At 66.4% G+C, this 24,774-nt stretch carries 25 protein-coding genes and 5 tRNA genes; 22 read left to right on the top strand and 8 right to left on the bottom strand.

Annotated features, from left to right (window positions below; translation table 11 throughout):
- Nucleotides 1–18: 18 nt before the first annotated feature.
- Nucleotides 19–396: a DUF2069 domain-containing protein gene (locus ACYX7E_RS06975; protein ID WP_462079835.1), complete on the bottom strand. Its 378-nt coding sequence runs from the start codon at nucleotides 394–396 to the stop codon at nucleotides 19–21.
- The gene (wrbA, locus tag ACYX7E_RS06970; protein ID WP_462079834.1) at nucleotides 393–983 is read right to left on the bottom strand and encodes an NAD(P)H:quinone oxidoreductase; all 591 of its coding nucleotides are present in this window, start codon (nucleotides 981–983) and stop codon (nucleotides 393–395) included. Before wrbA ends, ACYX7E_RS06975 begins: the two co-directional genes overlap by 4 nt.
- A 129-nt stretch (nucleotides 984–1,112) precedes the next feature.
- On the opposite strand from wrbA, the gene ACYX7E_RS06965 reads away from it, so the two are divergent.
- Nucleotides 1,113–2,441, top strand: a complete 1,329-nt coding sequence (locus tag ACYX7E_RS06965) for a YihY family inner membrane protein (protein ID WP_462079833.1) — start codon at nucleotides 1,113–1,115, stop codon at nucleotides 2,439–2,441.
- Nucleotides 2,438–3,037, top strand: a complete 600-nt coding sequence (locus ACYX7E_RS06960; protein ID WP_462079832.1) for a TlpA family protein disulfide reductase — start codon at nucleotides 2,438–2,440, stop codon at nucleotides 3,035–3,037. The genes ACYX7E_RS06965 and ACYX7E_RS06960 overlap by 4 nt, the downstream gene beginning before the upstream one ends.
- A gap of 71 nt (nucleotides 3,038–3,108) precedes the next feature.
- On the opposite strand, the gene ACYX7E_RS06955 is transcribed toward ACYX7E_RS06960, so the two are convergent.
- The 5 genes from ACYX7E_RS06955 to hemA all read right to left on the bottom strand — a co-directional run bounded on the left by ACYX7E_RS06955 (nucleotide 3,109) and on the right by hemA (nucleotide 6,942).
- The gene (locus ACYX7E_RS06955) at nucleotides 3,109–3,462 is read right to left on the bottom strand and encodes a helix-turn-helix domain-containing protein (protein ID WP_462079831.1); all 354 of its coding nucleotides are present in this window, start codon (nucleotides 3,460–3,462) and stop codon (nucleotides 3,109–3,111) included.
- Between the two features lie 19 nt (nucleotides 3,463–3,481).
- The gene (gene moaB / locus ACYX7E_RS06950; RefSeq protein WP_462079830.1) at nucleotides 3,482–4,000 is read right to left on the bottom strand and encodes a molybdenum cofactor biosynthesis protein B; all 519 of its coding nucleotides are present in this window, start codon (nucleotides 3,998–4,000) and stop codon (nucleotides 3,482–3,484) included.
- 102 nt (nucleotides 4,001–4,102) lie between these two features.
- Entirely contained in the window at nucleotides 4,103–4,597 is a 495-nt protein-coding gene (locus ACYX7E_RS06945; RefSeq protein WP_462079829.1) for an N-acetyltransferase family protein, read from the bottom strand.
- 7 nt (nucleotides 4,598–4,604) lie between these two features.
- Entirely contained in the window at nucleotides 4,605–5,690 is a 1,086-nt protein-coding gene (gene prfA / locus ACYX7E_RS06940) for a peptide chain release factor 1 (protein WP_462079828.1), read from the bottom strand.
- Complete coding sequence (gene hemA, locus ACYX7E_RS06935) at nucleotides 5,668–6,942, bottom strand: glutamyl-tRNA reductase (protein ID WP_462079827.1); 1,275 nt, start codon at nucleotides 6,940–6,942, stop codon at nucleotides 5,668–5,670. Before hemA ends, prfA begins: the two co-directional genes overlap by 23 nt.
- Before the next feature lie 234 nt (nucleotides 6,943–7,176).
- On the opposite strand from hemA, the gene ACYX7E_RS06930 reads away from it, so the two are divergent.
- The 8 genes from ACYX7E_RS06930 to ychF all read left to right on the top strand — a co-directional run bounded on the left by ACYX7E_RS06930 (nucleotide 7,177) and on the right by ychF (nucleotide 14,377).
- Nucleotides 7,177–8,901: a tetratricopeptide repeat protein gene (locus ACYX7E_RS06930; RefSeq protein WP_462079826.1), complete on the top strand. Its 1,725-nt coding sequence runs from the start codon at nucleotides 7,177–7,179 to the stop codon at nucleotides 8,899–8,901.
- Nucleotides 8,898–9,560, top strand: a complete 663-nt coding sequence (gene lolB, locus ACYX7E_RS06925) for a lipoprotein insertase outer membrane protein LolB (protein ID WP_462079825.1) — start codon at nucleotides 8,898–8,900, stop codon at nucleotides 9,558–9,560. The genes ACYX7E_RS06930 and lolB overlap by 4 nt, the downstream gene beginning before the upstream one ends.
- Before the next feature lie 29 nt (nucleotides 9,561–9,589).
- Nucleotides 9,590–10,477: a 4-(cytidine 5'-diphospho)-2-C-methyl-D-erythritol kinase gene (gene ispE / locus ACYX7E_RS06920; RefSeq protein WP_462079878.1), complete on the top strand. Its 888-nt coding sequence runs from the start codon at nucleotides 9,590–9,592 to the stop codon at nucleotides 10,475–10,477.
- 86 nt (nucleotides 10,478–10,563) lie between these two features.
- Nucleotides 10,564–10,640 (top strand) — tRNA-Gln (locus ACYX7E_RS06915).
- 230 nt (nucleotides 10,641–10,870) lie between these two features.
- Complete coding sequence (locus tag ACYX7E_RS06910; RefSeq protein WP_462079824.1) at nucleotides 10,871–11,830, top strand: ribose-phosphate diphosphokinase; 960 nt, start codon at nucleotides 10,871–10,873, stop codon at nucleotides 11,828–11,830.
- Between the two features lie 92 nt (nucleotides 11,831–11,922).
- Nucleotides 11,923–12,567, top strand: coding sequence for a 50S ribosomal protein L25/general stress protein Ctc (locus tag ACYX7E_RS06905; RefSeq protein ID WP_462079823.1), 645 nt, complete (start codon nucleotides 11,923–11,925; stop codon nucleotides 12,565–12,567).
- 59 nt (nucleotides 12,568–12,626) lie between these two features.
- A complete protein-coding gene (pth, locus tag ACYX7E_RS06900) occupies nucleotides 12,627–13,208 on the top strand; it encodes an aminoacyl-tRNA hydrolase (RefSeq protein WP_462079822.1) in 582 nt (193 codons plus the stop codon).
- A gap of 77 nt (nucleotides 13,209–13,285) precedes the next feature.
- Nucleotides 13,286–14,377: a redox-regulated ATPase YchF gene (gene ychF / locus ACYX7E_RS06895; RefSeq protein ID WP_462079821.1), complete on the top strand. Its 1,092-nt coding sequence runs from the start codon at nucleotides 13,286–13,288 to the stop codon at nucleotides 14,375–14,377.
- A gap of 222 nt (nucleotides 14,378–14,599) precedes the next feature.
- On the opposite strand, the gene ACYX7E_RS06890 is transcribed toward ychF, so the two are convergent.
- Nucleotides 14,600–17,407: a TonB-dependent receptor plug domain-containing protein gene (locus tag ACYX7E_RS06890; RefSeq protein ID WP_462079820.1), complete on the bottom strand. Its 2,808-nt coding sequence runs from the start codon at nucleotides 17,405–17,407 to the stop codon at nucleotides 14,600–14,602.
- A gap of 301 nt (nucleotides 17,408–17,708) precedes the next feature.
- On the opposite strand from ACYX7E_RS06890, the gene ACYX7E_RS06885 reads away from it, so the two are divergent.
- The 12 genes from ACYX7E_RS06885 (at nucleotide 17,709) to rplL (ending at nucleotide 24,694) form a co-directional block, all read left to right on the top strand.
- On the top strand, nucleotides 17,709–18,764 hold the full coding sequence (locus ACYX7E_RS06885) for a cyanophycinase (protein ID WP_462079819.1): 1,056 nt from the start codon (nucleotides 17,709–17,711) through the stop codon (nucleotides 18,762–18,764).
- A 317-nt stretch (nucleotides 18,765–19,081) separates the two neighbouring features.
- Nucleotides 19,082–19,167: transfer RNA gene (locus tag ACYX7E_RS06880), tRNA-Tyr, on the top strand.
- Nucleotides 19,168–19,203: 36 nt separating this feature from the next.
- Nucleotides 19,204–19,277 (top strand) — tRNA-Gly (locus ACYX7E_RS06875).
- A 50-nt stretch (nucleotides 19,278–19,327) separates the two neighbouring features.
- Nucleotides 19,328–19,403 (top strand) — tRNA-Thr (locus ACYX7E_RS06870).
- 110 nt (nucleotides 19,404–19,513) lie between these two features.
- Complete coding sequence (gene tuf / locus ACYX7E_RS06865; protein ID WP_462079808.1) at nucleotides 19,514–20,704, top strand: elongation factor Tu; 1,191 nt, start codon at nucleotides 19,514–19,516, stop codon at nucleotides 20,702–20,704.
- Between the two features lie 126 nt (nucleotides 20,705–20,830).
- Nucleotides 20,831–20,906 (top strand) — tRNA-Trp (locus ACYX7E_RS06860).
- Between the two features lie 51 nt (nucleotides 20,907–20,957).
- A complete protein-coding gene (gene secE / locus ACYX7E_RS06855) occupies nucleotides 20,958–21,338 on the top strand; it encodes a preprotein translocase subunit SecE (protein ID WP_462079818.1) in 381 nt (126 codons plus the stop codon).
- Nucleotides 21,339–21,353: 15 nt separating this feature from the next.
- Nucleotides 21,354–21,926, top strand: a complete 573-nt coding sequence (nusG, locus tag ACYX7E_RS06850) for a transcription termination/antitermination protein NusG (protein ID WP_462079817.1) — start codon at nucleotides 21,354–21,356, stop codon at nucleotides 21,924–21,926.
- Nucleotides 21,927–22,153: 227 nt separating this feature from the next.
- The gene (gene rplK, locus ACYX7E_RS06845; protein ID WP_462079877.1) at nucleotides 22,154–22,582 is read left to right on the top strand and encodes a 50S ribosomal protein L11; all 429 of its coding nucleotides are present in this window, start codon (nucleotides 22,154–22,156) and stop codon (nucleotides 22,580–22,582) included.
- Nucleotides 22,583–22,586: 4 nt separating this feature from the next.
- The gene (rplA, locus tag ACYX7E_RS06840) at nucleotides 22,587–23,285 is read left to right on the top strand and encodes a 50S ribosomal protein L1 (protein WP_462079816.1); all 699 of its coding nucleotides are present in this window, start codon (nucleotides 22,587–22,589) and stop codon (nucleotides 23,283–23,285) included.
- Nucleotides 23,286–23,702: 417 nt separating this feature from the next.
- Nucleotides 23,703–24,227 (top strand): 50S ribosomal protein L10, encoded by a 525-nt coding sequence (rplJ, locus tag ACYX7E_RS06835; RefSeq protein ID WP_462079815.1) that lies wholly within the window; start codon nucleotides 23,703–23,705, stop codon nucleotides 24,225–24,227.
- Nucleotides 24,228–24,319: 92 nt separating this feature from the next.
- Nucleotides 24,320–24,694 carry a 50S ribosomal protein L7/L12 gene (gene rplL, locus ACYX7E_RS06830; RefSeq protein ID WP_462079814.1) on the top strand — a complete coding sequence of 125 codons (375 nt, stop codon included), beginning with the start codon at nucleotides 24,320–24,322 and terminating at the stop codon, nucleotides 24,692–24,694.
- Nucleotides 24,695–24,774: the final 80 nt, after the last annotated feature.

The raw sequence follows: 24,774 nt of genomic DNA, 5'->3' as shown, positions 1-24,774 counted from the left end.
ATACGGAGTCGGCCGGCGTCATGCCCGGCGCTTGCCGAAACGCGCGCTCAGCCCGGGCAGGCTGGCCGAGAACACGATGACCACCGACAGCACGATGCCTGCGAATGCCAGCGAGCGCTCGTCGGGTCGCGACCACGCGACCATGACCGCATGCGCGAACCAGAACAGTCCCAGCGTGCCGGCCCAGAACGCGGCCTTGGCATTGCCGCGCAGCACACCCAGCAACAGCAGCAGCGGCGGCAGGATGAACACGATGATGACCGCGGCCAGGTGCTTGTCGTCGTGGAACCACAGTCCATACAGCATGCACAGCGTGAACAACGCGGCGCTGAGCACGCGGCGCCCGGGGCGCATCGGCGCGCGCGGCTGGGCGGGCGCAGGCGTCGGCGCGCTCATGCCAGCTTCGCCGCAAGCTGGGCGACACGGCGCCCGAGTGCGCGGGCGAGCTGCGCTTCCTCGTCGCTGGGCTGCGGATCGTCCTGCGTGCCGGCGACATGGGTCGCGCCGTAGGGCGAGCCTCCGGTGCGGGTCGTACTGAGCAGCGGCTCGGTGAACGGGATGCCGGCGATGATGCAGCCGTGGTGCAGCAGCGGCAGCATCATCGACAGCAGCGTCGATTCCTGGCCGCCGTGCATCGTCGAGGTCGAGGTGAACACCGCAGCCGGCTTGCCGACCAGGGTGCCGCTGGCCCAGTCCGCGCCGAGGCCGTCGATGAAGTGCTTCAGCGGTGCGGCCATGTTGCCGAACCGCGTCGGGCTGCCGATCAACAGGCCTGCGCATTCGGCCAGGTCGCGGGCGTCGACATACGGCGCGCCTTCGTCGGGCACCGGCGGTGCCGAGGTCTGCGTGATCGCCGCCACCGGAGGCGCCGTGCGCAGGCGGGCTGTCATGCCCTCGACCTCGCCGATCCCGCGCGAGATCTGGCGGGCGAGCCGGGCAACGGAGCCGTTGCGGCTGTAGTACAGCACCAGGATGTCGGGCATGGGCAGCTTCATTCCAATCGGAGCGCAGCATTTTGACAGGGATCGGCCCGGAAGGCCCGGCACGACCGTCCGGGGCGGTGTCGACGGCATGACAAGCTGGGATCGTCCGGGCTTTGCTACCCTGCGCCGATGACGCCGCGCACGACCCTCGACCGCTGGACAGAACATCTGCTTGATCGCGCGCGCGCGACCACGTTCGCGCGCTTCCTGTGGCGGCGCTTCCTCGACGATCGCCTGTTCGAGGCCGCCGGCGCGCTGTCGTACACCACGGTGTTCGCGCTGGTGCCGCTGAGCATGGTGGTGTTCGGCGTGCTGTCGGCGTTCCCGGTGTTCGAGAAATGGAGCGACCAGCTCAGCGACTACGTGTTCTCCAACTTCGTGCCGTCGTCGGCGCGGTCGATCGAGACCGTGTTGCGCGAGCTGTCGGTCAATGCCGGCCAGCTGACGACGATCGGCGTCATCGCGCTGGTGATCTCGCTGCTGATCACCCTGCTCAGCGTCGAGGGCACGTTCAACCGGATCTGGCGCGTCAAGACCGCGCGCCCGAACCTGACCCGCTTCCTGGTCTACTGGACCGTCCTGACGCTCGGTGCGCTGGTCGCGGCGGCCAGCCTGGCGATCTCGACCCAGTTCTTCGCGCTGGAGGTCTTCCAGACCGAGCCGGGACAATGGCTGCAGCGGGTCATGCTGTGGCTGGCGCCGATGACGATCGAGCTCATGGCGTTTACCGCGATCTATCGCGTGGTGCCGCACCGCACCGTGCAGTGGCGGCATGCGCTGGCCGGCGCACTGCTGGCGTTGACGATGCTGGAACTGGTGAAGTGGCTGATCGGCCTGTACCTGGGCGGCGTCGGCACCTACGAGAAGATCTACGGCAAGATCGCGTTCGCGCCGATCTTCCTGCTGTGGGTCTACTTCGGCTGGGTGTCGATCCTGCTCGGCGCGTCGTTCGCGGCCTCGGTGTCGGCCTTCCGCTACCAGCCTGCGGGCCTGCGCCTGCCGGCGGGCTTCGAACTGTATGGCGTGTTGCGCCTGCTCGGCCGTTTCCTCGAATATCGGCGCCAGGGCAAGGGCCTGCACAGCGAGCAGATCCTGCAGGTCGAGCCGATGCTGACCGACAGCCAGGTCCAGCAGATGCTGGGCCAGTTGTGCGAGATCGGCGTCGTGGGGCGGACCGAGGCCGGAGAATGGATCCTGACCCGCGACCTGGGAGACATGACCCTGGGCGAGCTCTACGAGGCCTGCCAGCTGCGGATCCCGATCGGCAGCGTGCCGCTGCCGCGCAACGACGACGAACTCGGCATGGCCGCGCTGGCGGCCCTCGATGGCCTGCGCCTGCCGGTGCGCGAACTGCTCAAGCGCAACGTCGCCAGCCTTTATCCGATCGACGAAATCCCTGCGGACGTCGATCCCCCGTTGTATGTCGATCCTCCTTCCCCTGACGAGATGACCCGATGAGCCCACGACTGCTGGTTGCCTTGCTGTGCCTGTTGGCGCTTGCGGCGTGCAAGCCCGCGACGCCGCCCGCCGACTCCACCGCCGCGACGCCCGCCGACAAGGCCGTGGCCGATGGCGATCCGGTGACCGCGCCGCCCGCCGATACAGCCGCGGTCGAGGAACCTGTCGGCAAGCCCGAGGTGCCCTCGCTGCAGGTCACCACGATCGACGGCAGCGCCTACGACCTCGCCGATCGACGCGGCAAATGGGTGGTGGTGAATTTCTGGGCGACCTGGTGTGCGCCGTGCCTGAAGGAAATGCCCGAGCTGTCGGCGCTGGACACGATGCGCGAACACATCGAGGTCATCGGCCTGGCCTATGAGGAGATCGAGCCCGAAGCGATGCGCTCGTTCCTGGAGAAGCACCCGGTCTCGTATCCGATCGCGATTCTCGATGTCTACAGCCCGCCGCAGGATTTCGCCACGCCGCGTGGCCTGCCGATGACCTACCTGATCGCGCCAGACGGCAAGGTCGCGCGCCAGTTCCTGGGGCCGGTGACCGCGAAGGACATTGAAGCCGTCATCGACAGCGCGCAGGTCGTCGCCGGCGGCGCCTGATGTGGACGGCACGGGTGCATCGAGCCTGATCCGCCGCGCCTGATCTGGCCTGACGGAGCAAGGATGGCCGCTCAGGCTTTGCGGGACGGACGCTTGCCAGCCATGCTGCGCGCCACTTCCAGCAACGCGCCCTGCTGGCGCGGCGCGAGCCTGCGATAAGCATCGAGCAGTTCATGCTCGCCCTTGGTGCGCGCCGGATCCAGCGTGCTGGCCAGTTGCAACAGCAACGCGCCGGCCGGCACGCCGAACGTGCGCGCAAGCGCATCGAGCTGGTCCTTGCCGGGCAGCTTCTCGCCCTTGAGCCAGGCGCTGACGGTGGCTGCGCCGGTGCGCGCGACGCCGGAGGCATGCAGGGCACTGGCTATTTCGGTGACGCTGAGACCGCGGGCCTTGGCCAGCAGGCGCAGGGTCTGGTCGATCGACATGGCCGCTCCCGGGGTGGACCTATTCCTTCAGGCGTGGACGCAGCGTAGCAAGGTTGCAGGGACGCGTGCGTGCATCGAGCTGCGCACGGATGATCCGCTTCCAGGCCGTCGTGCAGGCCGATGTCGAGCCGGGCAGGGCGAACAGGAAGGTGCCGTTGGCCAGGCCGGCGAAGGCGCGCGACTGCAGCGATGAGGTGCCGATTTCCTCGAACGAGATCGCGCGGAACAGCTCGCCGAAGCCCGGCATCTGCTTGTCCAGCAAGGGCAGCAGTGCTTCGGGCGTGGAGTCGCGGCCGGTGAAGCCGGTGCCGCCGGTGACCAGGATGCCGTCGGCGTCCGGGTCGGCGATCCAGCGGGAGACCACTGCGCGCAGCGCGTAGCGGTCGTCGGGCAGCAGCACGCGCTCGTACAGGCGGTGGCCCTCGGCCTGCAGTGCGCCGACGAGATAGTCGCCGGAGCTGTCCTGTTCCAGCGTGCGCGAGTCGGACACCGTCAGCACGCAGAGGTTGAGGGCGATGGTCGTGTCGGTGGCGGTCATGGCAGGCCTGCTCGGAGGTGCGGGTTCGGGACATGCATGCGCATGGGGCGCATGCTCGGGACGTACATGCTCTGGGGCGGGCGTGCCCTTGGACGTGTGTGCTCAGGCGGGCGACAAGGCCAGCTGGAAGCGCAGGCTGTCGTCGCAGGCCGTCCAGCCACGCGCACGGTACAGCGCCTGCGCGGCGTGGTTGTCGTGCGCGGTTTCCAGCTCCAGCCGGGCGGCACCGTCGTCACGCGCGAAATCCGCCGCGGCCGCCAGCAGCTCGCTGGCGACGCCACCGCGCCGTGCCTGTGCGTCCACGTACAGATCGTTGAGGATCCACAGTTTGAGCGTGCGCACCGAGGAGTACAGCGGATACAGCTGGGTGAAGCCGGCCGCGCGGCCGGCGCGGTCGCGTGCCAGCAGCACCACTGATTGCCCGTGCTGCAGGCGCTCGCCGATGAAGGCGCGTGCGCGCGCCGGATCCGACAGTTGCGCATAGAACACGCGGTAGGCATCGAACAATGGTGCGACCAGGTCGAGCTCGGCCAGTGTCGCGCGCGTGATGACGATACCGGTGGCAGTCGAGGAGGCGGGCGTTGGCGTGGTCGACATGGGCGGGTTATCCGTTGGCGGTGAGTCTGGCCAGTTCGTCGGCCTGGTGTTCGCGCGACAGCCGCTCGATCAGCGGGTCGAGGTTGCCCTCGAGGACGTTGGGCAGGTCGTACAGGGTCAGGCCTTCGACGCGATGGTCGGTGATCCGCCCCTGCGGATAGTTGTAGGTGCGGATGCGCTGGCTGCGGTCGCCGCTGCCGACCTGGAGCTTGCGCGTTTCCGCGGTGGCCGCGGCGCGCCGTTCGGCTTCGGCCTCGGCCAACATCGCCTTCAGCCGCTTCATCGCCTTGTCGCGATTGGCGTGCTGGGAGCGCTCGGTCTGCGATTCCACGACCACGCCACTGGGAAGATGGGTGATGCGGATCGCCGAATCGGTCTTGTTGACGTGCTGGCCTCCGGCCCCCGACGAACGGAACGTGTCGACCCGGAGGTCGGCGGGATTGATCTCGATCGGCGGGCCGTCGTCCTCGACCGCGATGATCGCGACCGTGGCCGCCGAGGTGTGGATGCGGCCCTGCGATTCGGTTTCCGGCACGCGCTGCACGCGGTGGGTGCCGGACTCGAACTTCAACCGCGCATAGGCGCCGCTGCCCTCGACATGGGCGATGACTTCGCGGAAGCCGCCATGCTCGCCGGGGCTGGCCGATTCGACCTCGATGCGCCAGCCCTGGCGTTCGGCGTAGCGGCTGTACATCCGGAACAGGTCGCCGGCGAAGATCGCCGCTTCGTCGCCGCCGGTGCCGGCGCGGATTTCCAGGTACAGGCCGCCGTCGTCGCGCCCGTCGCGCGGTACCAGCAGCGCCATCAGCGTGGCATCGAGCGCCTGCAGCCGGTCGCGCGTGCTGGCGATTTCCTCTTCGGCCAGCTCGCGCAGTTCGGGATCGTCGCGCATCGCTTCGGCGCTGGCCAGATCGGCGCGGGCCGCGCCTTCGTCGGCCAGCGCGACCGACACCGGTTCGAGTTGCGAGAACTCGCGCGACAGCGCGCGGAAACGGTTCTGGTCCGAGGCGACGCCGGGGTCGGCCAGCAGCCGTTCCAGTTCGTCGCGCCGTTCGGCCAGGGCTTCCAGCTTACGGCGCAGGGTCGGCAGCATCATCGTCCTGGGGCGGCGGCAGCATCCGCTCGATCGCGCGCGCCATGTCGGCGTCACCGCTGATCGCGGCATCCCGCAGCGCGGTGGTCGGCGCGTGCAGCAGCTTGTTGGTCAGGGTGTGGGCAAGGAAGTCCAGCACCGCGCGCGGATCCTGCCCGGCGTCGAGTTGCTGGCGCGCCTTCATGAGCACTTCGTTGCGGGTGCTTTCGCCGTGCGCACGCAGGCGCTTGAGCGGTGCATTGCGGGTGCCGGCGGCGATCGCCTCGACATAGCGCGACACCTGCAGGTCGATGATCGCTTCGGCATCGTCGGCGGCTTCGCGGCGGCCACGGCGATTGTCCTCGACCAGGCGCTCGAGGTCGTCGACGGTGTACAGGTAGGCATCCTTGAGCTCGCCGATGCGCGGGTCGATGTCGCGCGGCACGGCCAGGTCCATCAGCAGCATCGGCCGGTGCTTGCGCGCGGCCAGCGCGCGCTGGATCTGGTCGGCCTGCACGATCGGCTCGCGGCTCGCGGTGGCCGAGAACACGATGTCGGCCAGGAACAGGTGGCGCTCGAGTTCATCCAGCGGCAATGCGACCGCCCCATGGCGCGCCGCCAGTTCCTGCGCGTGCTGGTAGGTGCGGTTGGCGATCAGCAGGCGCTTGACCTTGGCCTGGGTCAGGTGGCGTGCGGTCAGCTCGATGGTCTCGCCGGCGCCGATCAGCAGCACCACCGAGTCGGATGGCCGCGCGAACGAATCCTGCGCCAGCCGCACCGCCATCGATGCCACCGACACCGGGCTGTTGCCGATGCGGGTTTCGCTGCGCGCGCGCTTGGCGGTCACGAAGGCATGCTGGAACAGCCGGTCGAGCCGGTTACCGAGGGTGCCGGCGTGGCGTGCCGCCGCCCAGGCCTGCTTCACCTGGCCCAGGATCTGCGGTTCGCCCAGGACCAGGGAATCGAGTCCGGCCGACACGCGGAACAGGTGGCGCGCGGCCTGGTCGTCGCGATGCCGATACAGATACGCGTGCAGGTCGCCGGCATCGCCGGGGTGGGTCGCCAGCCAGTTCGCGAGCGCATCGCCATTGTCGTCGCTGACCGCATACAGCTCGGTGCGGTTGCAGGTTGACAGCAGCGCGACTTCCTTGACCTGCGGCAGCGCACGCAACTCGGCCAGCGCCTGCACCGCTGCAGCATCGCCAAACGCCACGCGCTCGCGAAGCGCGACCGGGGCGGTCTGGTGATTGATGCCGAGGACGAACAGACTCATGGGCTTGGCTGGCTGGCAGGTTGAACGGGCAGGGCAGATGCGAAGGCGGCGGAAGGCGCTGCGATCACGGGTCCGGCTCCTCCCCTGTTCAGGTGCTTGCGATAAGCTCTTCGACGGAAGGGCCATCATTTTACGGCCCGGTCGCGCCCGATGCCCGTTTCCCATCGTTTTTTCGTTCCGACCCCCGCCATCACCCCGACGGGGCCTGAAGGCCCTGCGCCGCGCCGGCCCGTCTTGTGCGGGCTAGGCCTGCGTCCGCGGCCTGCGCCGGTTGGCCTGATCGCCCGTGGTGGCCTGCTGCTGAGCCTGGCCGTGCTGGCGGCGCTGTCGCCGGTCGCGGCCGCCGAACTGCGTACCCATCCTGCCGGCTCCGGCCTGGAACGCGACGTGCTGGGGTCGACCATGGCCGGCGAGTACGCGCTGCAGGCGGGCCGGCTGGACGAAGCGGTCGAGTGGTATCTCAACGCGACCCGCGCTGCCGACGGCGATGCCGGGCTGGCCGAGCGCACGACCCGGATTGCCCTGCTCGGCAACGACGACCGCAAGGCCGCCGAGGCCCTGGCGCTGTGGAAGGCGCGGGTGCCGCGTTCGCTGCCGATCCGTGCCGCCGAAGCCACCCTTGCGATGCGTGGCGGCAAGCAGCGGGTCGCGCGCCGTGAACTCGAAAGCCTGCTGCGCGATCCCGATCCCACGGCCTGGCGCTATGCCGTCAGCGTGCTCGGCAGCGGCAGCCGTGACCCGCAGGTGCCGGCGCGCTTGATCGCGCAACTGCTCGATGCCGGTGCGATCCCCGACGAGCTGCAGGCCTGGATGGCGATGGGCACGCTGGCCTATGGGCTGGAGCAGGGTGACCTCGCCGACCGGATCTCGCAGCAGATCGTCGCGCGCTTCCCCGGCGAGCCCAGGGTCGCCTTGCTGCGTGCCCGCCAGTTGCGCGATGCCGGCCGCCCCGACGACGCGCGCGCGCTGCTGGTCGCGGTCGAGACGGTGGCGCAGTCCGCGCCGGAGCTGCGGTTCGCGATCGCCGCCGAGTACGACGCGCTCGGCGATTTCAAGGATGCCGATCGCCTGCTGGCGCAGGGTCCGCAGAACACCCGCGTAGCCGCGATGCGGGCCTCGCTGCTCGCGCGCGCCGACGACACCGAAGGCCTGGCGGCGCTGTACGAGACGCTGAAGCAGGATTCGGCCGCGCCCGAGCCGCTGCAGCGCCTGCTGCTGGGACAGACCGCCGAATACCTGAAGCGGTTCGAAGAGGCGCTGGACTGGTATGCCACGGTGCCGGCCGGCACCGAGCGCCTGCAGGCACGCTTCCGTTCCGCTGTGGTGCTGCACGAACTCAAGCGCAATGGCGAAGCCACCGCGGCACTGCGCCAGATGCAGTCCGACGCCACGCTTGAAGAGCCGGCGCGCCTGAATGCCTATCTGGTCGAAGCCGAACTGCACCAGAAGGATGGCGCCGACGAGGCCGAGGCAGATGTCTACGCGCGCGGATTGGCCGCCTATCCCGATGAGGCCGCGCTGTTGTACTCGCGTGGTCTGATGTGGGAGCGTCGCGACGAGATCGCACGCGCGGAGGCCGATCTGCGCCGGATCCTGGTGGCCGATCCCGAGAACGTGGCCGCCTTGAACGCGCTGGGCTACACGCTGGCCGACCGGACGCAACGTTACGAAGAAGCGCTGGAACTGATCGAGCGCGCGCGCGTCGCCGAGCCCGACAATCCCGCGATCATCGACAGCTATGGCTGGGTGCTGTACCGGCTGGGGCGCAATGAAGATGCGCTGGTGCACCTGCGCCGTGCCTATACGATGCAGAAGGATGCCGAGATCGGCGCGCATGTCGGTGAAGTGCTGTGGGTGCTCGGCCGCAAGGACGAGGCGCGCCGCTATTTCGAGGAAGCGCGCAAGATCGATCCGGACAACCGCTCGCTGCAGCGCGCACTGGAAAAGGTGGGCGCATGACGGTCCGTGTCGTCGTGCCGGCGTTGCTGGCGTTGCTGCTGACCGCTTGCGTCAGCGTGCCCAAGGGCACCGCGCCGGTCCCCGAGGACATCGTGGTCGATGCCGCCACGCGCGCGCGCGAGGTTGAGCGCCAGGCGTGGCTGGACGCGCAGCCGGCATGGTCGTTCGAGGGCCGGGTCGCGTTGCGCCAGGGCGGCAAGGGTGGCAGCGGCCGCATCGAATGGCAGCAGGCCGGTCGCGATTACGATATCCGCCTCAGCGCGCCGGTCACCCGGCAGAGCTGGCGGCTGGTGGGCAATAGCCACAACGAGGCCGGCCGTATCGAAGGCATCGAAGGCGGTACGCGCGAGGGCGAGAGCGCCGAGCAGTTGCTGTTCGACGCCACCGGTTGGGAGATCCCGGTCAATCATCTGCCCGACTGGGTGCTTGGGCTGGTCGCGACCGATGCCGAGGCTGCCCATGAGCTGCGCGTGGATACTCAGGGCCGGCCGCGCCGGATCGAGCAGATGGGCTGGGTCGTCGAATACCAGGACTGGTCGCCGGCACAGGACGGCCTGCCGGCCCTGCCCAGACGGATCGAAGCGAGGCGGATCGACGCCAGCCAGGGCGAGGCCCGGGTGCGGCTGCTGATCGACCGCTGGATCTTTCCCGCGCCATGAGCGCTGGTGTGGGCGAGGCCGTCGAGGCGATGGCTGCGGCGGGCGAGGGCTGGTCGACCTGGCCGGCGCCGGCCAAGCTGAACCTGTTCCTGCAGATCACCGGACGCCGCGACGATGGCTATCACGAGCTCCAGAGCGTATTCAGGCTGCTGGACTGGGGCGATCGCGTGCACCTCAGGCTGCGCGATGATGGCGTCGTCGCCAGGGTCGGCAGCTCGGTCGCAGGCGTCCAAGAAGCCGACGACCTCGCGGTGCGTGCCGCCCATCTGCTTAAAAAATCGGTCAACGGCACCCAAGGTGTCGACATTCGCGTCGAAAAACACATTCCGGCCGGTGCCGGATTCGGCGGCGGCTCGTCCGATGCCGCCACCGTGCTGCTTGCACTCGACCGACTCTGGGGCCTCGGCCTCGGGGAAGACCGCCTCGCGGCACTGGGCCTCCAGCTGGGCGCCGACGTGCCGGTGTTCGTGCGCGGGCGCAGTGCCTGGGCCGAGGGCGTCGGCGAACGGCTGCGCCCGATCGAGCTGCCGGCGGCCAGTTATGTGCTGGCCGATCCGGGCGTCCACGTGGCGACGGCTGAATTATTCCAGGCCCCTGAATTGACGAGAAATGCTGCGCCCGCGACAATATCCGACTTCGTTTCGGGTACTGCGCTCGGGAATGCGTTCGAGCCGGTGTTGCGACGCCGCCAATCCACGGTCGAGGCCGTGTTCGGCGCGTTGTCGCGGATCGGTACGCCACGCCTGACCGGGACCGGTAGCGGTTGCTTCGTCGAGTTCGCCACGCGCGAATCCGCCGACGCGGCGTTGAAGCTGCTTCCCGCAGGTCTCAGGGCCTGGGTGGTCGGAGGCGTTTCGCGCTCGCCGATGCTGGATGCGCTCGACGCCTTCGGAACGGAGATGCAACACCCGGAGTGAGGTGTCCGGCAGGTTGGATGGTGGAAACGGCGAGAGGGATTGCCGTTGCCACCCGCCGGTCTGCGGAGATCGAATCCCGGCTCCACAGGGGCGTCGCCAAGTGGCCCAAGGCACCGGGTTTTGATCCCGGCATTCGCAGGTTCGAATCCTGCCGCCCCTGCCAGCACCAGCAAGACCAGCACCCGTACACAGGTAACGCAGCAAGCAAGCACGACAGACGCAATACCCCACCCAGCACCACCAGCCGGCAAGACAAGGCGATTGGGCATTCGGGATTGAGGATTCACCACCGGCGCACGCGATGCAGTGCGTGCCCTGGCAGCGAGTCGGCAATCCCGAAGATCCAATCCCGGATTTCACCACCGCACGGTCAGAGCGGAGCGGAGTAAAGACATGAAGGAAGATCGGAACCTGTTGATCTTCTCGGGCAACGCAAACCGTGCATTGGCACAGACGGTCTGTCGTGAGCTCGGGGTGAGACTCGGGAAAGCATTGGTCTCGACGTTCTCGGACGGCGAGGTGCAGGTGGAGATCGAGGAGAACGTGCGTCGTCAGGACGTGTTCGTGATCCAGCCGACCAACGCCCCGACCGCCGAAAACCTGATGGAACTGCTGGCCCTGATCGACGCGCTCAAGCGCGCATCGGCCGCCAGCGTGACCGCCGTGGTGCCGTACTTCGGCTATGCGCGCCAGGATCGCCGGATGCGTTCGTCGCGCGTGCCGATCACCGCCAAGCTGGCCGCGAAGATGTTCACCGCGGCGGGTGCGGACGGATTGCTGACCGTGGATCTGCATGCCGACCAGATCCAGGGGTTCTTCGATATCCCGGTCGACAATGTCTATGCGTCGCCGTTGCTGCTTGCCGACATCTGGCGCGCGTACGGCACCGACAACGTCATCGTGGTCTCGCCGGACGTCGGCGGCGTGGTGCGCGCGCGCGCCATCGCCAAGCGACTCGACGACGCCGACCTGGCGATCATCGACAAGCGCCGTCCGAAGGCCAACGTCGCCACGGTGATGAACATCATCGGCGACGTCGAAGGCAAGATCTGCGTGCTGGTCGACGACATCGTCGATACCGCGGGGACGTTGTGCGCGGCCGCGGCCGCGTTGAAGGCGCAGGGCGCGACCAAGGTGGTCGCGTACTGCACCCACGCGGTGCTCTCGGGGGCCGCGATCGAAAACCTGAACAAGTCGCAGCTCGACGAGATGGTGGTGACCGACACGATTCCGTTGTCGGCCGCGGCCAAGGCCTGCAGCAGGATCCGCCAGCTCAGCGTCGCCGAGATGCTGGCCGAGACGATCCGGCGCATCGCATTCGGCGAGTCGGTGAGTTCGCTGTATCTGGATTAGGGGCTCCGGCCCCGACACTGGCTCCTCTGGTCGCGGAGGAGTCACACAAACCGTCGCGAGGCGGTTCTTTTCAACCAAGGTAGTGAAACAACATGGCACTTTCTCATGAACTCAAGGTCCAGCGCCGGGACGACGAAGGTAAGGGTGCGAGCCGCCGCCTGCGTCTGACCGGTGATGTACCTGCGATCGTCTACGGTGGCGAGCTCAAGCCCGTCAGCATCAAGCTGAGCCACAACGATGTCTGGCTGGCCAGCCAGCACGACTGGTTCTACTCGACGATCCTCAACCTCAGCCTCAACGGCGACGTCCAGAAGGTCCTGCTGCGTGACATGCAGCGCCATCCGTACAAGCAGCAGATCCTGCACCTGGATTTCCAGCGCGTGAACGACAACGAGCTGCTGCGCACCGCGGTGCCGCTGCACTTCGTCAACGTCGAGAAGTCGCCGGCCGGCAAGTCGTCGGAAGTCGTCGTCATGCACGAGCTGAACGAAGTCGAGCTGGTCTGCCTGCCCAAGGACCTGCCGGAGTTCGTTGAAGTCGACCTGGCCGACCTGAAGGTCGGCGACATCATCCACCTGTCCGACCTCAAGCTGCCCAAGGGCGTCGACGTGCCGGCCCTCAAGCTCGGCAAGGAACATGACGTTGCCGTGGTCGTGGCCAAGCATGGCCGCGTCGAAGCCGAGCCGGTCGAAGGCGAAACCGCCGAAGTCCCGGCCGCCAAGGTGTCGAAGGACTGAAAGGACTGATCGGTCCTTGTCCGCCGGTGCGCCCGAGGTGCACCGGCGGCTGACACCTGATGGAAGGCTTGCGACTCATTGTCGGGCTGGGCAATCCCGGACCCGAACACGCACGGACCCGGCACAACGCCGGGTTCCGTTTTGTCGACGTGCTCGCCGACAAGGCGGGTGCGCGCTTTGGCCTGGAGAGCAAGCTGTTCGGCGAGACCGCGAAGATCGAGGTCGCCGGCCAGTCGATCTGGCTGCTCAAGCCCGCGACCTTCATGAATCTCAGCGGCAAGTCGGTGACCGCGGCATTGCGTTACTGGAAGATCGAGCCCGAGCAGGCGCTGCTGGCGCATGACGAGCTCGACCTCGCCCCCGGTGTCGCCCGCCTGAAGTTCGATGGTGGCCATGGCGGCCAGAACGGGCTGCGCGACACGATCCAGTTGCTGGGCCACGGCCGTTTCCACCGCCTCCGCATCGGCATCGGCCATCCCGGGCACAAGGATCGCGTGACCGGTTGGGTGCTGGGGCGTCCCGGCAACGACGACGAGATCCTGATCGGGCGTGCGATCGACGATGCGATCGATGTGTTGCCGCTGGCGGTCAAGGGCAACGTCATGGACGCGATGACCCGCCTGCATACGCGCAGGGAATAGGGAATGGGGAATCGGGAATCGAAAGCGGCCTGCTTTGACGATTCCCGATTCCCGACTCTCCATTCACGGAACCAAGCATGGGTATCCAATGCGGCATCGTCGGCCTGCCGAACGTCGGCAAGTCGACCCTGTTCAATGCGCTGACCAAGGCCGGCATCGCCGCGGCCAATTTCCCGTTCTGCACGATCGAGCCGAACGTCGGCGTGGTGCCGGTGCCGGACCTGCGCCTCAACGCGCTGGCCGACATCGTCAAGCCGCAGAAGGTGCTGCCGACGGCGGTCGAGTTCGTCGACATCGCCGGCCTCGTCGCGGGCGCCGCCAGCGGCGAGGGCCTGGGCAACAAGTTCCTCGCGCACATCCGCGAAGTGGATGCGATCACCCATGTCGTGCGCTGCTTCGAGAACGACGACGTGATCCACGTCAACAACAAGGTCGACCCGCTGGCCGATATCGACACCATCGATACCGAACTGGCGCTGGCCGACCTGGATTCGGTGGAGAAGGCGCTGCAGCGCGCCGAGCGTTCCGCCAAGACCGGCGACAAGGATGCGAAGGCGCGCGTCGACGTGCTCAAGCGCGTGCATGCCGGTCTGGCCGACGGCAAGCCGGTGCGCGCGCTGTCGCTGTCGGATGACGACAGGGTCGCGATCCGCGACATGTTCCTGCTGACGGCCAAGCCGGTGCTGTACATCGCCAACGTGCTCGAGGACGGGTTCGAGAACAACGCGCACCTCGATGCCGTGCGCGCACGCGCCGTCGCCGAAGGCGCACAGGTGGTGCCGGTTTCGGCGGCGATCGAGGAAGAACTGAGTCAGCTCGAGGACGCCGACCGGGATGCCTTCCTGACGGATCTCGGTCTCGACGAGCCCGGCCTGAACCGCGTGATCCGTGCGGCCTACAGCCTGCTGAATCTGCAGACCTACTTCACCGCGGGTGTCAAGGAAGTGCGCGCGTGGACGGTCAAGATCGGTGCGACCGCACCGCAGGCGGCGGCCGTCATCCACACCGATTTCGAGAAGGGCTTCATCCGCGCCGAAGTGGTCGGCTACGACGACTTCATCCAGTACAAGGGCGAGAACGGTGCCAAGGATGCCGGCAAATGGCGGCTGGAAGGCAAGGAGTACATCGTCAAGGATGGCGACGTGATGCATTTCCGCTTCAACGTCTGAGCCAGCGAGATTTCTCCAAAAAAAAACCCCGGACCGCCAGGCCGGGGTTTTTTGATGCCGTCATTTTTCTTGTTGCGAAGTTCTTGGTGCTTGGTGCAGGTGTGTGGTCAAAAAATAACCATGTGGTGCATGTGGTTGTTTGTAGATGGATTTATCGACTTGTCCACAGCTTTCCCAGGCAACGCTCCACATCCGCTGTGGACAACATTTTCCGGGCCGGCATTACAGCGCCTTGCCACCCAGCTTCCACGTGACCTGCACGAAGTAGCTGCGTCCCATGGCATCGAACCAGGACGTGTCGTAGTACGGATAGTTGCCCCAGGTGGCATCGCTGGGCGGCATCTTGTCGAGCAGGTTGTTGACGGTCAGCGACACCCGCAGATGGTCGTTGATGTCGTAACGTGCGCCGGCATTGAAGCGCCAGCTGGACGGCGTCCAGGCGTCGTTGTTGTAGTTGGCGACGCGGCCCAGATAATTGCCGAACAGGCTCGCGCCCACGGCCTCCCGGTCCCAGCTCACGCCGATGTTGGCCTTGTTGCGCGGCAGCGTCGTCGCGCTGAAGCTCAGGTCCAGCATGTCCTCTTCCGGATCGCCCGGATACTGCTGGCGCGTGTGCGTCTTGGTCCAGGTGTAGGCGCCGGTGAAGCGGAAGTCGCCGGCGCTGTCGGTCGGCACGCGGTAGTTGGCGGTCAGGTCGACGCCGGTCGTTTCCTCGTTGGCGATGTTGATCGGCGCAAACCGCACGCTGGTGATCTCGCCATCGGTGTTGCGGATCACGCGGGCGATGGCGTCGAGGCAGGTCGGCGAATTGACGTCCACGACCGCGCCGGTGTCGGTCGTGCCGAGGCGACAGTTGGCCTCGTCGGCGCGCAGGCGCTCGCGGCTCTGGGTCTGCACCTGGTTCGACACCTTGATCTTGTAGTAGTCGATCGCCACGTCGAAATTGGTGAATGGCGTCCACACGAAGCCCGCCGAGAACGACTTGCTGGTCTCGACATCCAGTTCCATGTTGCCGGTATAGACGTCGAAGGTGTTGATGTCCCAGGTGCCGTCGTCATAGCACTCGCCGTCGGTGAACCCGGGCTCGTCGGTGCGGCACTGGTAATAGTCGGTGGACAGCGTGCGGTAGTAGTCGTCGCCGGCGAACAGGTAGTGCATGTCCGGGGCACGGAAGCCGGTGCCGTACGAGCCACGCACCAGCAGCGTCTCGATCGGGCGCCACTCCAGGCCGGCGTTGTAGGTGAACTTGCCGGGATCCTTGTTGCCGTAGCTGTAGCGGTCGTAGCGGCCGGCCAGGCTGGCCTGGACGGAGGACAGGACCGGAATGCGCAACTCGCCGGCCACGCTCCAGCGATCGCGGTCGCCGCGGCCGTCGCCGTAGCGCGGGCCGTAGTAGGCGTCCGCGGTCAGCGCGAGCGGATCGGGATTGATGCGATAGGACTGGTTGCCGTAGTCGACCGAGCCGGCAAAGCCGACATCGCCGGCCGGCAACGTGAACAGTGCCGGTGTATCGACGGTGAAGCTGACGTTGTTGTTGTCGGCCTTGGGGTGGAACGTCGACATCGCCGCGATGGAATTGAACTCGGCGGTGGTCAGCGGGGTGAACAGTCGCGCAGGATCCGGGCTGAAGATGGCATAGCCGCGGGCGTCGTAGCCCTGCTGCTCACCCAGGAACAGGCGGTTGGCGGCGGCGGCCAGGATGCGTGGCATGCCGACCTCGGCCTTGTACTGGGAATGGTTGTAGGCCGCCTCCCAGTTCCAGTCATCGCCGAACACGCCCTTGAAGCCGGTCGTGATGGCCAGCGTCTTCTGGGTGGTGGTGTTCATGCGGTTCCTGAGCCCGCCGATTTCCTCGGGCGTGAACTGCCTCGACCAGACTTCTCTTTGTTCCGTGATGGCGTTGTAGAAAACCTTGTTGTTGTTGTTCGTCGACGTCGGGTCGTGGAACTCCCATCCCATCACGTCGCTGACGACATCATTGCCGTTGGTGCCGGTCAGTAACCTGACCTTCTGGTGGCCCATCTGCACGTCCGCGAACCAGGACAGGTTGTCGTTGAAGCGGTACTCGAACGAACCGTAAGCGGTCGCGCCCTTGCGCTCGTTCTGGATCGTGCGGTAGGCGATGGCGCGCGTGCTGCCGCAGTAGGGTTCGCCGAACCGGTCCTCGGCCAGTACCGTGGTGCCATCGTTCAAGCCGGACATCGCCGCGCAATTGTCGGCCGGCGCGATGTTGACGTCATCTTCCCAGTTGGTGAGCTGCGCAGTGAGGCGCGGCAGCCGACGCCGCGAGGTCGGTGCATCGAGGGTGGAGTCCTGGTTCGAGCGCTCGTAGCCCCACAGCGGGCGCTTGTCCTGCAGTTCCACGCCGACGATGCCGGTGAGGCCGCCGCGTTCGAAGCCGGTGGTCAGCGTCACCTTGTGGGACTCGCCGCCACCGCTCTCGGTGTCACCATAGCGGTAGTCGATGGTGGTGCCGTCGGTGGAGCGCTTGAGGATGAAGTTGATGACGCCGGCCATCGCGTCCGAGCCGTAGACGGCCGAGGCGCTGCCGGTCAGCACTTCGATGCGTTCGATCATGCCGAGCGGGATGTTGCCGATGTCGGTGAAGTTGCTGCGGCCGTTGAGCGGTAGCGGGAAGTCGGCGATACGGCGGCCGTTGACCAGCACCAGGGTGTGGTTGGGACCGAGTCCGCGCAGGTCGACGGCCTGCGCGCCGGGCGTGGACTGGGCGCCCGTGGTGTTCTGCTGGCCCTGGACGCTGCCGCTGTTCTGGCTGAGCGAGCGCAGCACGTCGGGGACGGAGGTGAGGCCGGCAGCCTGGATCTGTTCGGCGGTCACCACGGTGATCGGGGCGGGGCCCTCGATCTGCGCGCGTGGAATGCGTGAACCCGTCACCTGGACGGCGCCCAGGGTGGTGGTCTCCTCAGGCGAGGTTGCGGCGTCCTGCGCGTGGGCTTGGAAGGCTGCCGAGCCGGACATCAGGCCGAACAGTGTGGTGGACACAGCAATCGAAATTGTTGCGCGCTTCATTCATGGCTCCAGGAAAAGGTCAGACAGCGATCGACACCCCATACGGGTCCCCGCGCCAGCGGTGGTCTTGAGAGCGTCTGGCGAGTGACCCAATTCGCGCGAGCCTAGCGCGAATCGCGTGCGAAGTGAGCATGTCTTTCGACAGGTGTGGCGGCAGGCCGTCGCGGCGCTATCTTGGGTATCCCTGCGGATCGGGATCCGGGTTTGATGCATTGCCACCGCAATGCCTGTCCGGCTACCGTTTCGCGCTACCCACCCGCTACCAGGCATGCGTGTTCCATGCCGTCCCGGAGCCACTGTCATGTCGATCGCGTCGCGCTGGAGTCACCGTCTTGTGGGTCAATGCCTGTTGGCCGCCATGCTGCTGGGGGGCGTCGCGCATGCCTGGGCAACTGATGTTGCGACGCAGCAGGATGCCGGCTATGTCTATTACAAGATCGGCGACCTGTCGGCGAAGCGGCCGGGAGCGACGTCGCCCGGGCTGATGCTGGTCGGCGGCGGCGATTGGCCGCGCGAGGCGTTCCGCTGGTGGGTCGGCCAGGCCGGCAACGGGCATCTGGTGATCCTGCGCGCATCGGGGGCGGAAAACGCACAGGAAGAATTCTTCAACGACATCGGCGGCATCGTGTCGGCACAGACGCTGGTCTTCCACGACCGCGCCGCCGCCAGCGACCCCAAGGTGCTCGAGATCGTCGCCGCGGCCGACGGCGTGTTCATCGCCGGCGGCGACCAGTCCCGCTATATCCGCTTCTGGAAGGGCACGCCGCTGCAGGACGCGCTCAATGCGCACGTCCGCGCCGGCAAGCCGCTGGCCGGGACCAGTGCGGGCCTGGCGATCATGGGGGCCTACAGCTACGGCGCGCTCGATGGCGGCAGCCTGACCACGGCCAAGGCGCTGCGCGACCCGCTGGGGCCGGCGGTGACGCTGGAGCACGACTTCCTGGCGCTGCCCGGCCTTGAGCGCGTCGTCACCGACAGCCATTTCAGCGAGCGCGATCGTCTGGGGCGGCTGCTGGTGTTCCTGAACCGCCTGGAGGCGGACCAGGGCCGGCGTGACCTCATCGGCGTCGGCGTCGACGAGGACACCGCGCTGTGCGTCGGCGCTGATGGCGTCGGTCGCGTGATCACCGACAACGATGGCCAGGTCTGGCTGGTGCGGCAGCCACCGCAGCCGGCCGTGCTGGCGCGCAGGCGTCCGCTGCAGGCCGAAGGCATGTCCGCCGTGGTCATGGGCCCGGGCAGTCGCTTGGACCTGAAGACCTGGCAGGTGCAGGCGCCCGATCGCGAACTACTGGTGCATGTCCGGCGCGGACGTGTGGTCGAAGCGCCGGCCGCGAGTGCAGTGGGCGGCCTGTAACGGCGCAGCCCGAAGGTAACCGGCAGGCTCGGGATCGTGTCCGCCGATGCGCTCGCGAACCGTCTGCCCGTGCGGAGATCCGGCTGCGGCCACGGCGGCGGTCGCCCTGCAAGATCCGCGTCATTTCGTGCGCGATGACGATTGGGCTTGATCGGTTCGTTGCCGACAGCCAAAATGTGCGGCCGCGCCGGGTAGGGCGGGTTGGCCCGGTTGGGGCCAGCCGTCGGCACGTGGCGCGCGATGTCGATCAGACAGCGTTGACACCGTGCGGCGACCTGGTCAAAATAACGGGCTGTTTCACCGGTTTGTGCAGTTCCGGAGGGATACCCAAGCGGCCAACGGGGGCAGACTGTAAATCTGCTGGCTTACGCCTTCGGTGGTTCGAATCCACCTCCCTCCACCAGCACATTCAGGATTTGAGTTTCAAGTGCCGCGCGGCGCGGGAGTAGTTCAATGGTAGAACCTCAGCCTTCCAAGCTGATGGTGCGGGTTCGATCCCCGTCTCCCGCTCCATTGATCCCTGCTTCAAGTTTGTCCTGATCGCGCCGGTGCCATAGTTCAACGCTCACGTAGCTCAGTCGGTAGAGCACCTCCTTGGTAAGGAGGAGGTCGATGGTTCGATTCCATTCGTGAGCACCACCCTGCAGGTGCAGGAGGTGCATGCCCTCACTGTTCCGGTCAGGTCCAGCACCACCAGGCACTGCAAGATTTTCCGCACACCACCACATCCGATTCGAGACTAGGCAGCCATGGCAAAGGGTAAGTTTGAGCGCACCAAGCCCCACGTGAACGTGGGTACGATTGGTCACGTGGATCACGGCAAGACGACGCTGACGGCGGCGCTGACGAAGATCGGTGCGGAACGCTTCGGTGGCGAGTTCAAGGCCTACGACGCGATCGACGCGGCGCCGGAAGAGAAGGCGCGCGGCATCACGATCTCGACGGCGCACGTCGAGTACGAAAGCCCGAACCGTCACTACGCGCACGTTGACTGCCCCGGCCACGCCGACTACGTCAAGAACATGATCACGGGTGCGGCGCAGATGGACGGCGCGATCCTGGTGTGTTCGGCCGCTGACGGCCCGATGCCGCAGACGCGCGAGCACATCCTGCTGGCCCGCCAGGTCGGCGTGCCGTACATCGTCGTGTTCCTGAACAAGGCCGACATGGTGGACGACGCCGAGCTGCTGGAGCTGGTGGAGATGGAAGTGCGCGAGCTTCTGTCGAAGTACGAGTTCCCGGGCGACGACACCCCGATCATCCAGGGTTCGGCGCTGAAGGCGCTGGAAGGCGACCAGAGCGACATCGGCGTGCCTGCGATCATCAAGCTGGTGGAAGCGCTGGATACGTGGATCCCGGAGCCGGAGCGCGACATCGACAAGCCGTTCCTGATGCCGGTGGAAGACGTGTTCTCGATCTCGGGCCGCGGCACCGTGGTGACCGGTCGTATCGAGCGTGGCGTGATCAAGGTCGGCGAAGAAATCGAGATCGTCGGTATCCGTGCGACCCAGAAGACCACGGTCACGGGCGTCGAGATGTTCCGCAAGCTGCTGGACCAGGGCCAGGCAGGCGACAACGCCGGTCTGCTGCTGCGCGGCACCAAGCGTGACGACGTCGAGCGCGGCCAGGTGCTGTGCAAGCCGGGTTCGATCAAGCCGCATACGGACTTCGAGGCCGAGGTGTACGTGCTGTCGAAGGACGAGGGTGGCCGTCACACGCCGTTCTTCAAGGGTTACCGTCCGCAGTTCTACTTCCGTACCACGGACATCACCGGCGCTTGCGAGCTGCCGGAGGGCGTGGAGATGGTGATGCCGGGCGACAACGTGAAGATGGTGGTGTCGCTGATCAACCCGGTGGCGATGGACGAAGGCCTGCGTTTCGCGATCCGCGAAGGCGGCCGTACCGTCGGCGCCGGCGTCGTGGCCAAGATCATCAAGTAAGCTGCCATCGTGGAGGTCGTCACCGGCCTCCACAGGCGCGAATGGCGGGCCGGAAGACTGGTCCGCCTTCGCTGTTTTTAGTGGTCCCGCCCGTTGGGCGGTCCACACCAGGGTCACGGAAACAATACGCCAGTAGCTCAATTGGCAGAGCAGCGGTCTCCAAAACCGCAGGTTGGGGGTTCGAGTCCCTCCTGGCGTGCCACCGTCCGGTGCCCGTCCGTAGTAGTGCAGTCCGCAATCAGGGCGTTGTGACTTGAATAGCAGAGTGGAACAAACCAAGACGGCTTCGACGGGCGATATCCTCAAGTACGCCCTTGCCTTGCTGTTGGTCGTCGCGGGTATCTTCGCGTTCTACTGGTTCGCGAACCAGTGGATCGTGCTGGCCCGTAGCGCTGCAGTGGTTGCGGGACTGGCGCTGGGCGGATTCGTGTTCGCCGGCACCCAGAAGGGTCGCCAGACGCTCGAGTTCCTGTCGGAGTCCCGTTTCGAATTGCGCAAGGTGGTCTGGCCGACCCGCCAGGAAGCCGCGCGCATGACCTGGGTGGTGATGATCGTCGTGGTCCTGATCAGCCTGATGCTGGCGGGATTCGATGCGGTGATCCGCTGGCTGGTCCGCCTGCTGCTGGGACAATGACGGAGTGAATGGTTGATGGAAACGCAAGGCGTCAAGCGCTGGTACGTGGTGCATGCCTATTCCGGCTTCGAGAAGTCGGTGGCGCAGGCACTGCGTGACCGGATTACCCGTGCCGAGATGCAGGAAAGGTTCGGCGACGTGCTGGTGCCGACCGAGGAAGTGATCGAGATGCGCTCCGGCCAGAAGCGCCGTTCCGAGCGCAAGTTCTTCCCGGGCTACGTGCTGGTGCAGATCATGACCCAGGACGAGGGCGGCATCCCGCGGATGGACAGCGAGAGCTGGCATCTGGTGAAGGAGACCCCCAAAGTCATGGGCTTCATCGGCGGCACCGCCGATCGTCCGCTGCCGATCCGCGACGAAGAGGCGGCCGCGATCCTGGACCGTGTTCAGGAAGGCGTCGAGAAGCCCCGTCCGAAGGTGCTGTTCGAGCCGGGCCAGATGGTCCGTGTCACCGACGGCCCGTTCAACGACTTCAATGGCGTGGTCGAGGAAGTCAACTACGAGAAGAGCCGCCTGCGCGTCGCAGTGCTGATCTTCGGCCGTTCGACCCCGGTCGAACTGGAGTTCGCACAGGTCGAGAAGGCCTGATCCGGCTGGCCGGTCCCGCCCAGGCGGGGCGGCCAAAACAGCGTCAGAAAATCTGTTATAGTGCGCGGCTACCTGTCCGGTCAGCCGGGCATCCGCATTGGCCGCCGCATGGGCGGCCTTTTGCGCGAGTGGCAACGCGACACCGGGACGCGTGCTGCTTTTGTTGAATATGTTCCCGGTCCGATGGGGAGCCTGAACCCAGGCGCTTGCACCCGGAGAGTACTCACATGGCAAAGAAAGTTGTCGGTTACATCAAACTGCAGGTCAAGGCAGGTCAGGCGAATCCGTCGCCGCCGGTCGGTCCTGCGCTGGGTCAGCGCGGCCTGAACATCATGGAGTTCTGCAAGGCGTTCAATGCCGCCACGCAGAAGCTCGAGCCGGGCCTGCCGACGCCGGTCATCATCACGGCCTATTCGGACCGTACCTTCACCTTCGTCACCAAGAGCACGCCCGCAACGGTGCTGTTGAAGAAGGCGGCTGGCGTGACCTCGGGCTCCAAGCGCCCGAACACCGACAAGGTGGGCAAGGTCACCCGTGCCCAGCTCGAAGACATCGCCAAGGCGAAAGAGCCGGATCTGACCGCAGCGGATCTGGATGCAGCAGTGCGCACCATCGCGGGCTCCGCCCGTTCGATGGGCTTGACGGTGGAGGGCTGAGACCATGGCACAGACCAAGCGACAGAAGAGCATCAAGGCCGCAGTCGAGCCGGGCAAGAGCTACGCCATCGATGACGCGCTGAAGATCGTCAAGGACAACAGCAAGGCCAAGTTCGTCGAGGCCGTCGACGTCTCCGTCCGCCTGGGCGTGGATGCGCGCAAGTCCGACCAGCAGGTGCGCGGTTCGACCGTGCTGCCCGCCGGTACCGGCAAGAGCGTGCGCGTGGCGGTGTTCGCACCGGCCGGTGCCAAGGCCGACGAGGCCCTGGCCGCTGGTGCCGAAGCCGTCGGCATGGACGACCTGGCCGAGAAGATGCAGGCCGGCGACCTCAACTATGACGTGGTCATCGCGACCCCGGACGCGATGCGCGTCGTTGGTAAGCTCGGCACGCTGCTCGGCCCGCGCGGCCTGATGCCGAACCCGAAGGTCGGCACCGTCTCCCCGAACCCGGGTGAGGCTGTGAAGAACGCCAAGGGTGGCCAGGTGCGTTACCGCACCGACAAGGCCGGCATCATCCACTGCACGATCGGCAAGGCCGACTTCGACGCCGACAAGCTGAAGGAAAACCTGCAGGCGCTGCTGGTGGACCTGGTCAAGGCCAAGCCGGCGACCTCGAAGGGCCAGTACCTGCAGAAGGTCTCGCTGAGCTCGACGATGGGCCCGGGCGTTGCCGTCGACCAGTCGACGCTGAACCTGAAGTAAGACATCCGCCCGGCGGTTGCCTCGTGCACCTGGCCGGACGGAAAAGTTGATGTACCCCTGTCGGGCTTGCCCGGCAGGGCTATTTGAGGGCATCGCGACGGACCCCGGTCCGGCGTGGCGCCGTCAAAGACCGCAGGCGCGATCAAGGCAGCAATGGCGACGGGCAGGGAGGCTCGACTGGCACGGATTCGCCGCCGCTGCAGGCAGTGACCGCTTAATCCCGAGTCTGCGAAAGCAGCAAAGGGCCTGCGTAGATGGTTGCCGACCCTCCACAAGATCATTGTTGTTCGATCGATTGGAAACGGCCGCCAAGCGGAGCGTCGCAGGACGCTTCCTCGCATCGAGGGAACGATGCGAACCATGGCCCGTCCCCGCGCGGATGCAACGGGGCGGAATTGAAATACGTGAGGAAGTGCAATGGCTCTGAATCTGAACCAGAAGAAGGAAGTCGTTGCCGAACTGGCCGATGTCGCCGCTTCGGCGCATTCGCTGGTTGCCGCGGAATACCTTGGCCTGTCGGTCTCGCAATTGACCGACCTGCGCAAGAAGGCCCGCGAAAACGGTGTGTTCCTGAAAGTCGCAAAGAACACCCTGGTTTCGCGTGCAGTGGAGAACACCGATTACGCCGTCATCCAAGACGAGCTGACCGGTCCTCTGCTGTATGCCTTCTCCAAGGAAGACCCCGGTGCCGCCGGACGCCTCATCAAGGATTTCGCAAAAACCGCAGACAAGCTGAAGCCGCGCCTGGTTTCGATTGGCGGCAAGAAGTACCCGGGCACCCATGTGGATGTCCTGGCTTCCCTGCCGACCCGCGAACAGGCTCTGGGAATGCTGGTCCGCATGATGGCCGAGCCGGCCACCATGCTCGCCCGCGTGCTTGCGGAGCCCGCCGCCTCGACCGCCCGCGTGATCAACGCGGTCGGCCAGGCCAAGGCCGCCTGAAATCCTGGATGAGTGCCGGATTGTTCGGTACACCCCATAACACGCTGTAATCCATTCAGCTGTTTCCAAATCAGTCAATCAAGGTAATCACAATGTCCCTTTCGAATGAACAAATCCTGGAAGCCATCGGCAGCAAGACCCTCGTCGAGGTGATGGAGCTGGTCAAGGCGTTTGAAGAGAAGTTCGGCGTCTCCGCCGCTGCCCCGGTCGCCGTGGCTGCTGGTCCGGCCGCTGGCCCGGCTGCTGCCGTTGAAGAGCAGACCGAGTTCACCGTCACCCTGAAGTCGGCTGGCGAGAAGAAGGTCGAAGTCATCAAGGTCGTCCGCGCGATCACGGGCCTCGGCCTGAAGGAAGCCAAGGACCTGACCGAAGCCGGTGGCGTGGTCAAGGACGCGGCTTCCAAGGAAGACGCCGAGAAGATCAAGAAGGACCTCGAAGCCGCTGGTGCGACGGTCGAAGTCAAGTAAGCGACACATTGCATCGGCAGCCCATGCTGGCGGTGCGCCAAGGCTGGGGGCGAAAGCCCCCGGCCTTTGGTCGTTTCAAG

Source organism: Luteimonas sp. RIT-PG2_3, assembly GCF_054902115.1.
The sequence above is the reverse complement of the archived record's forward strand: the minus strand, read 5'-3'. Positions and strand labels throughout refer to the sequence as shown.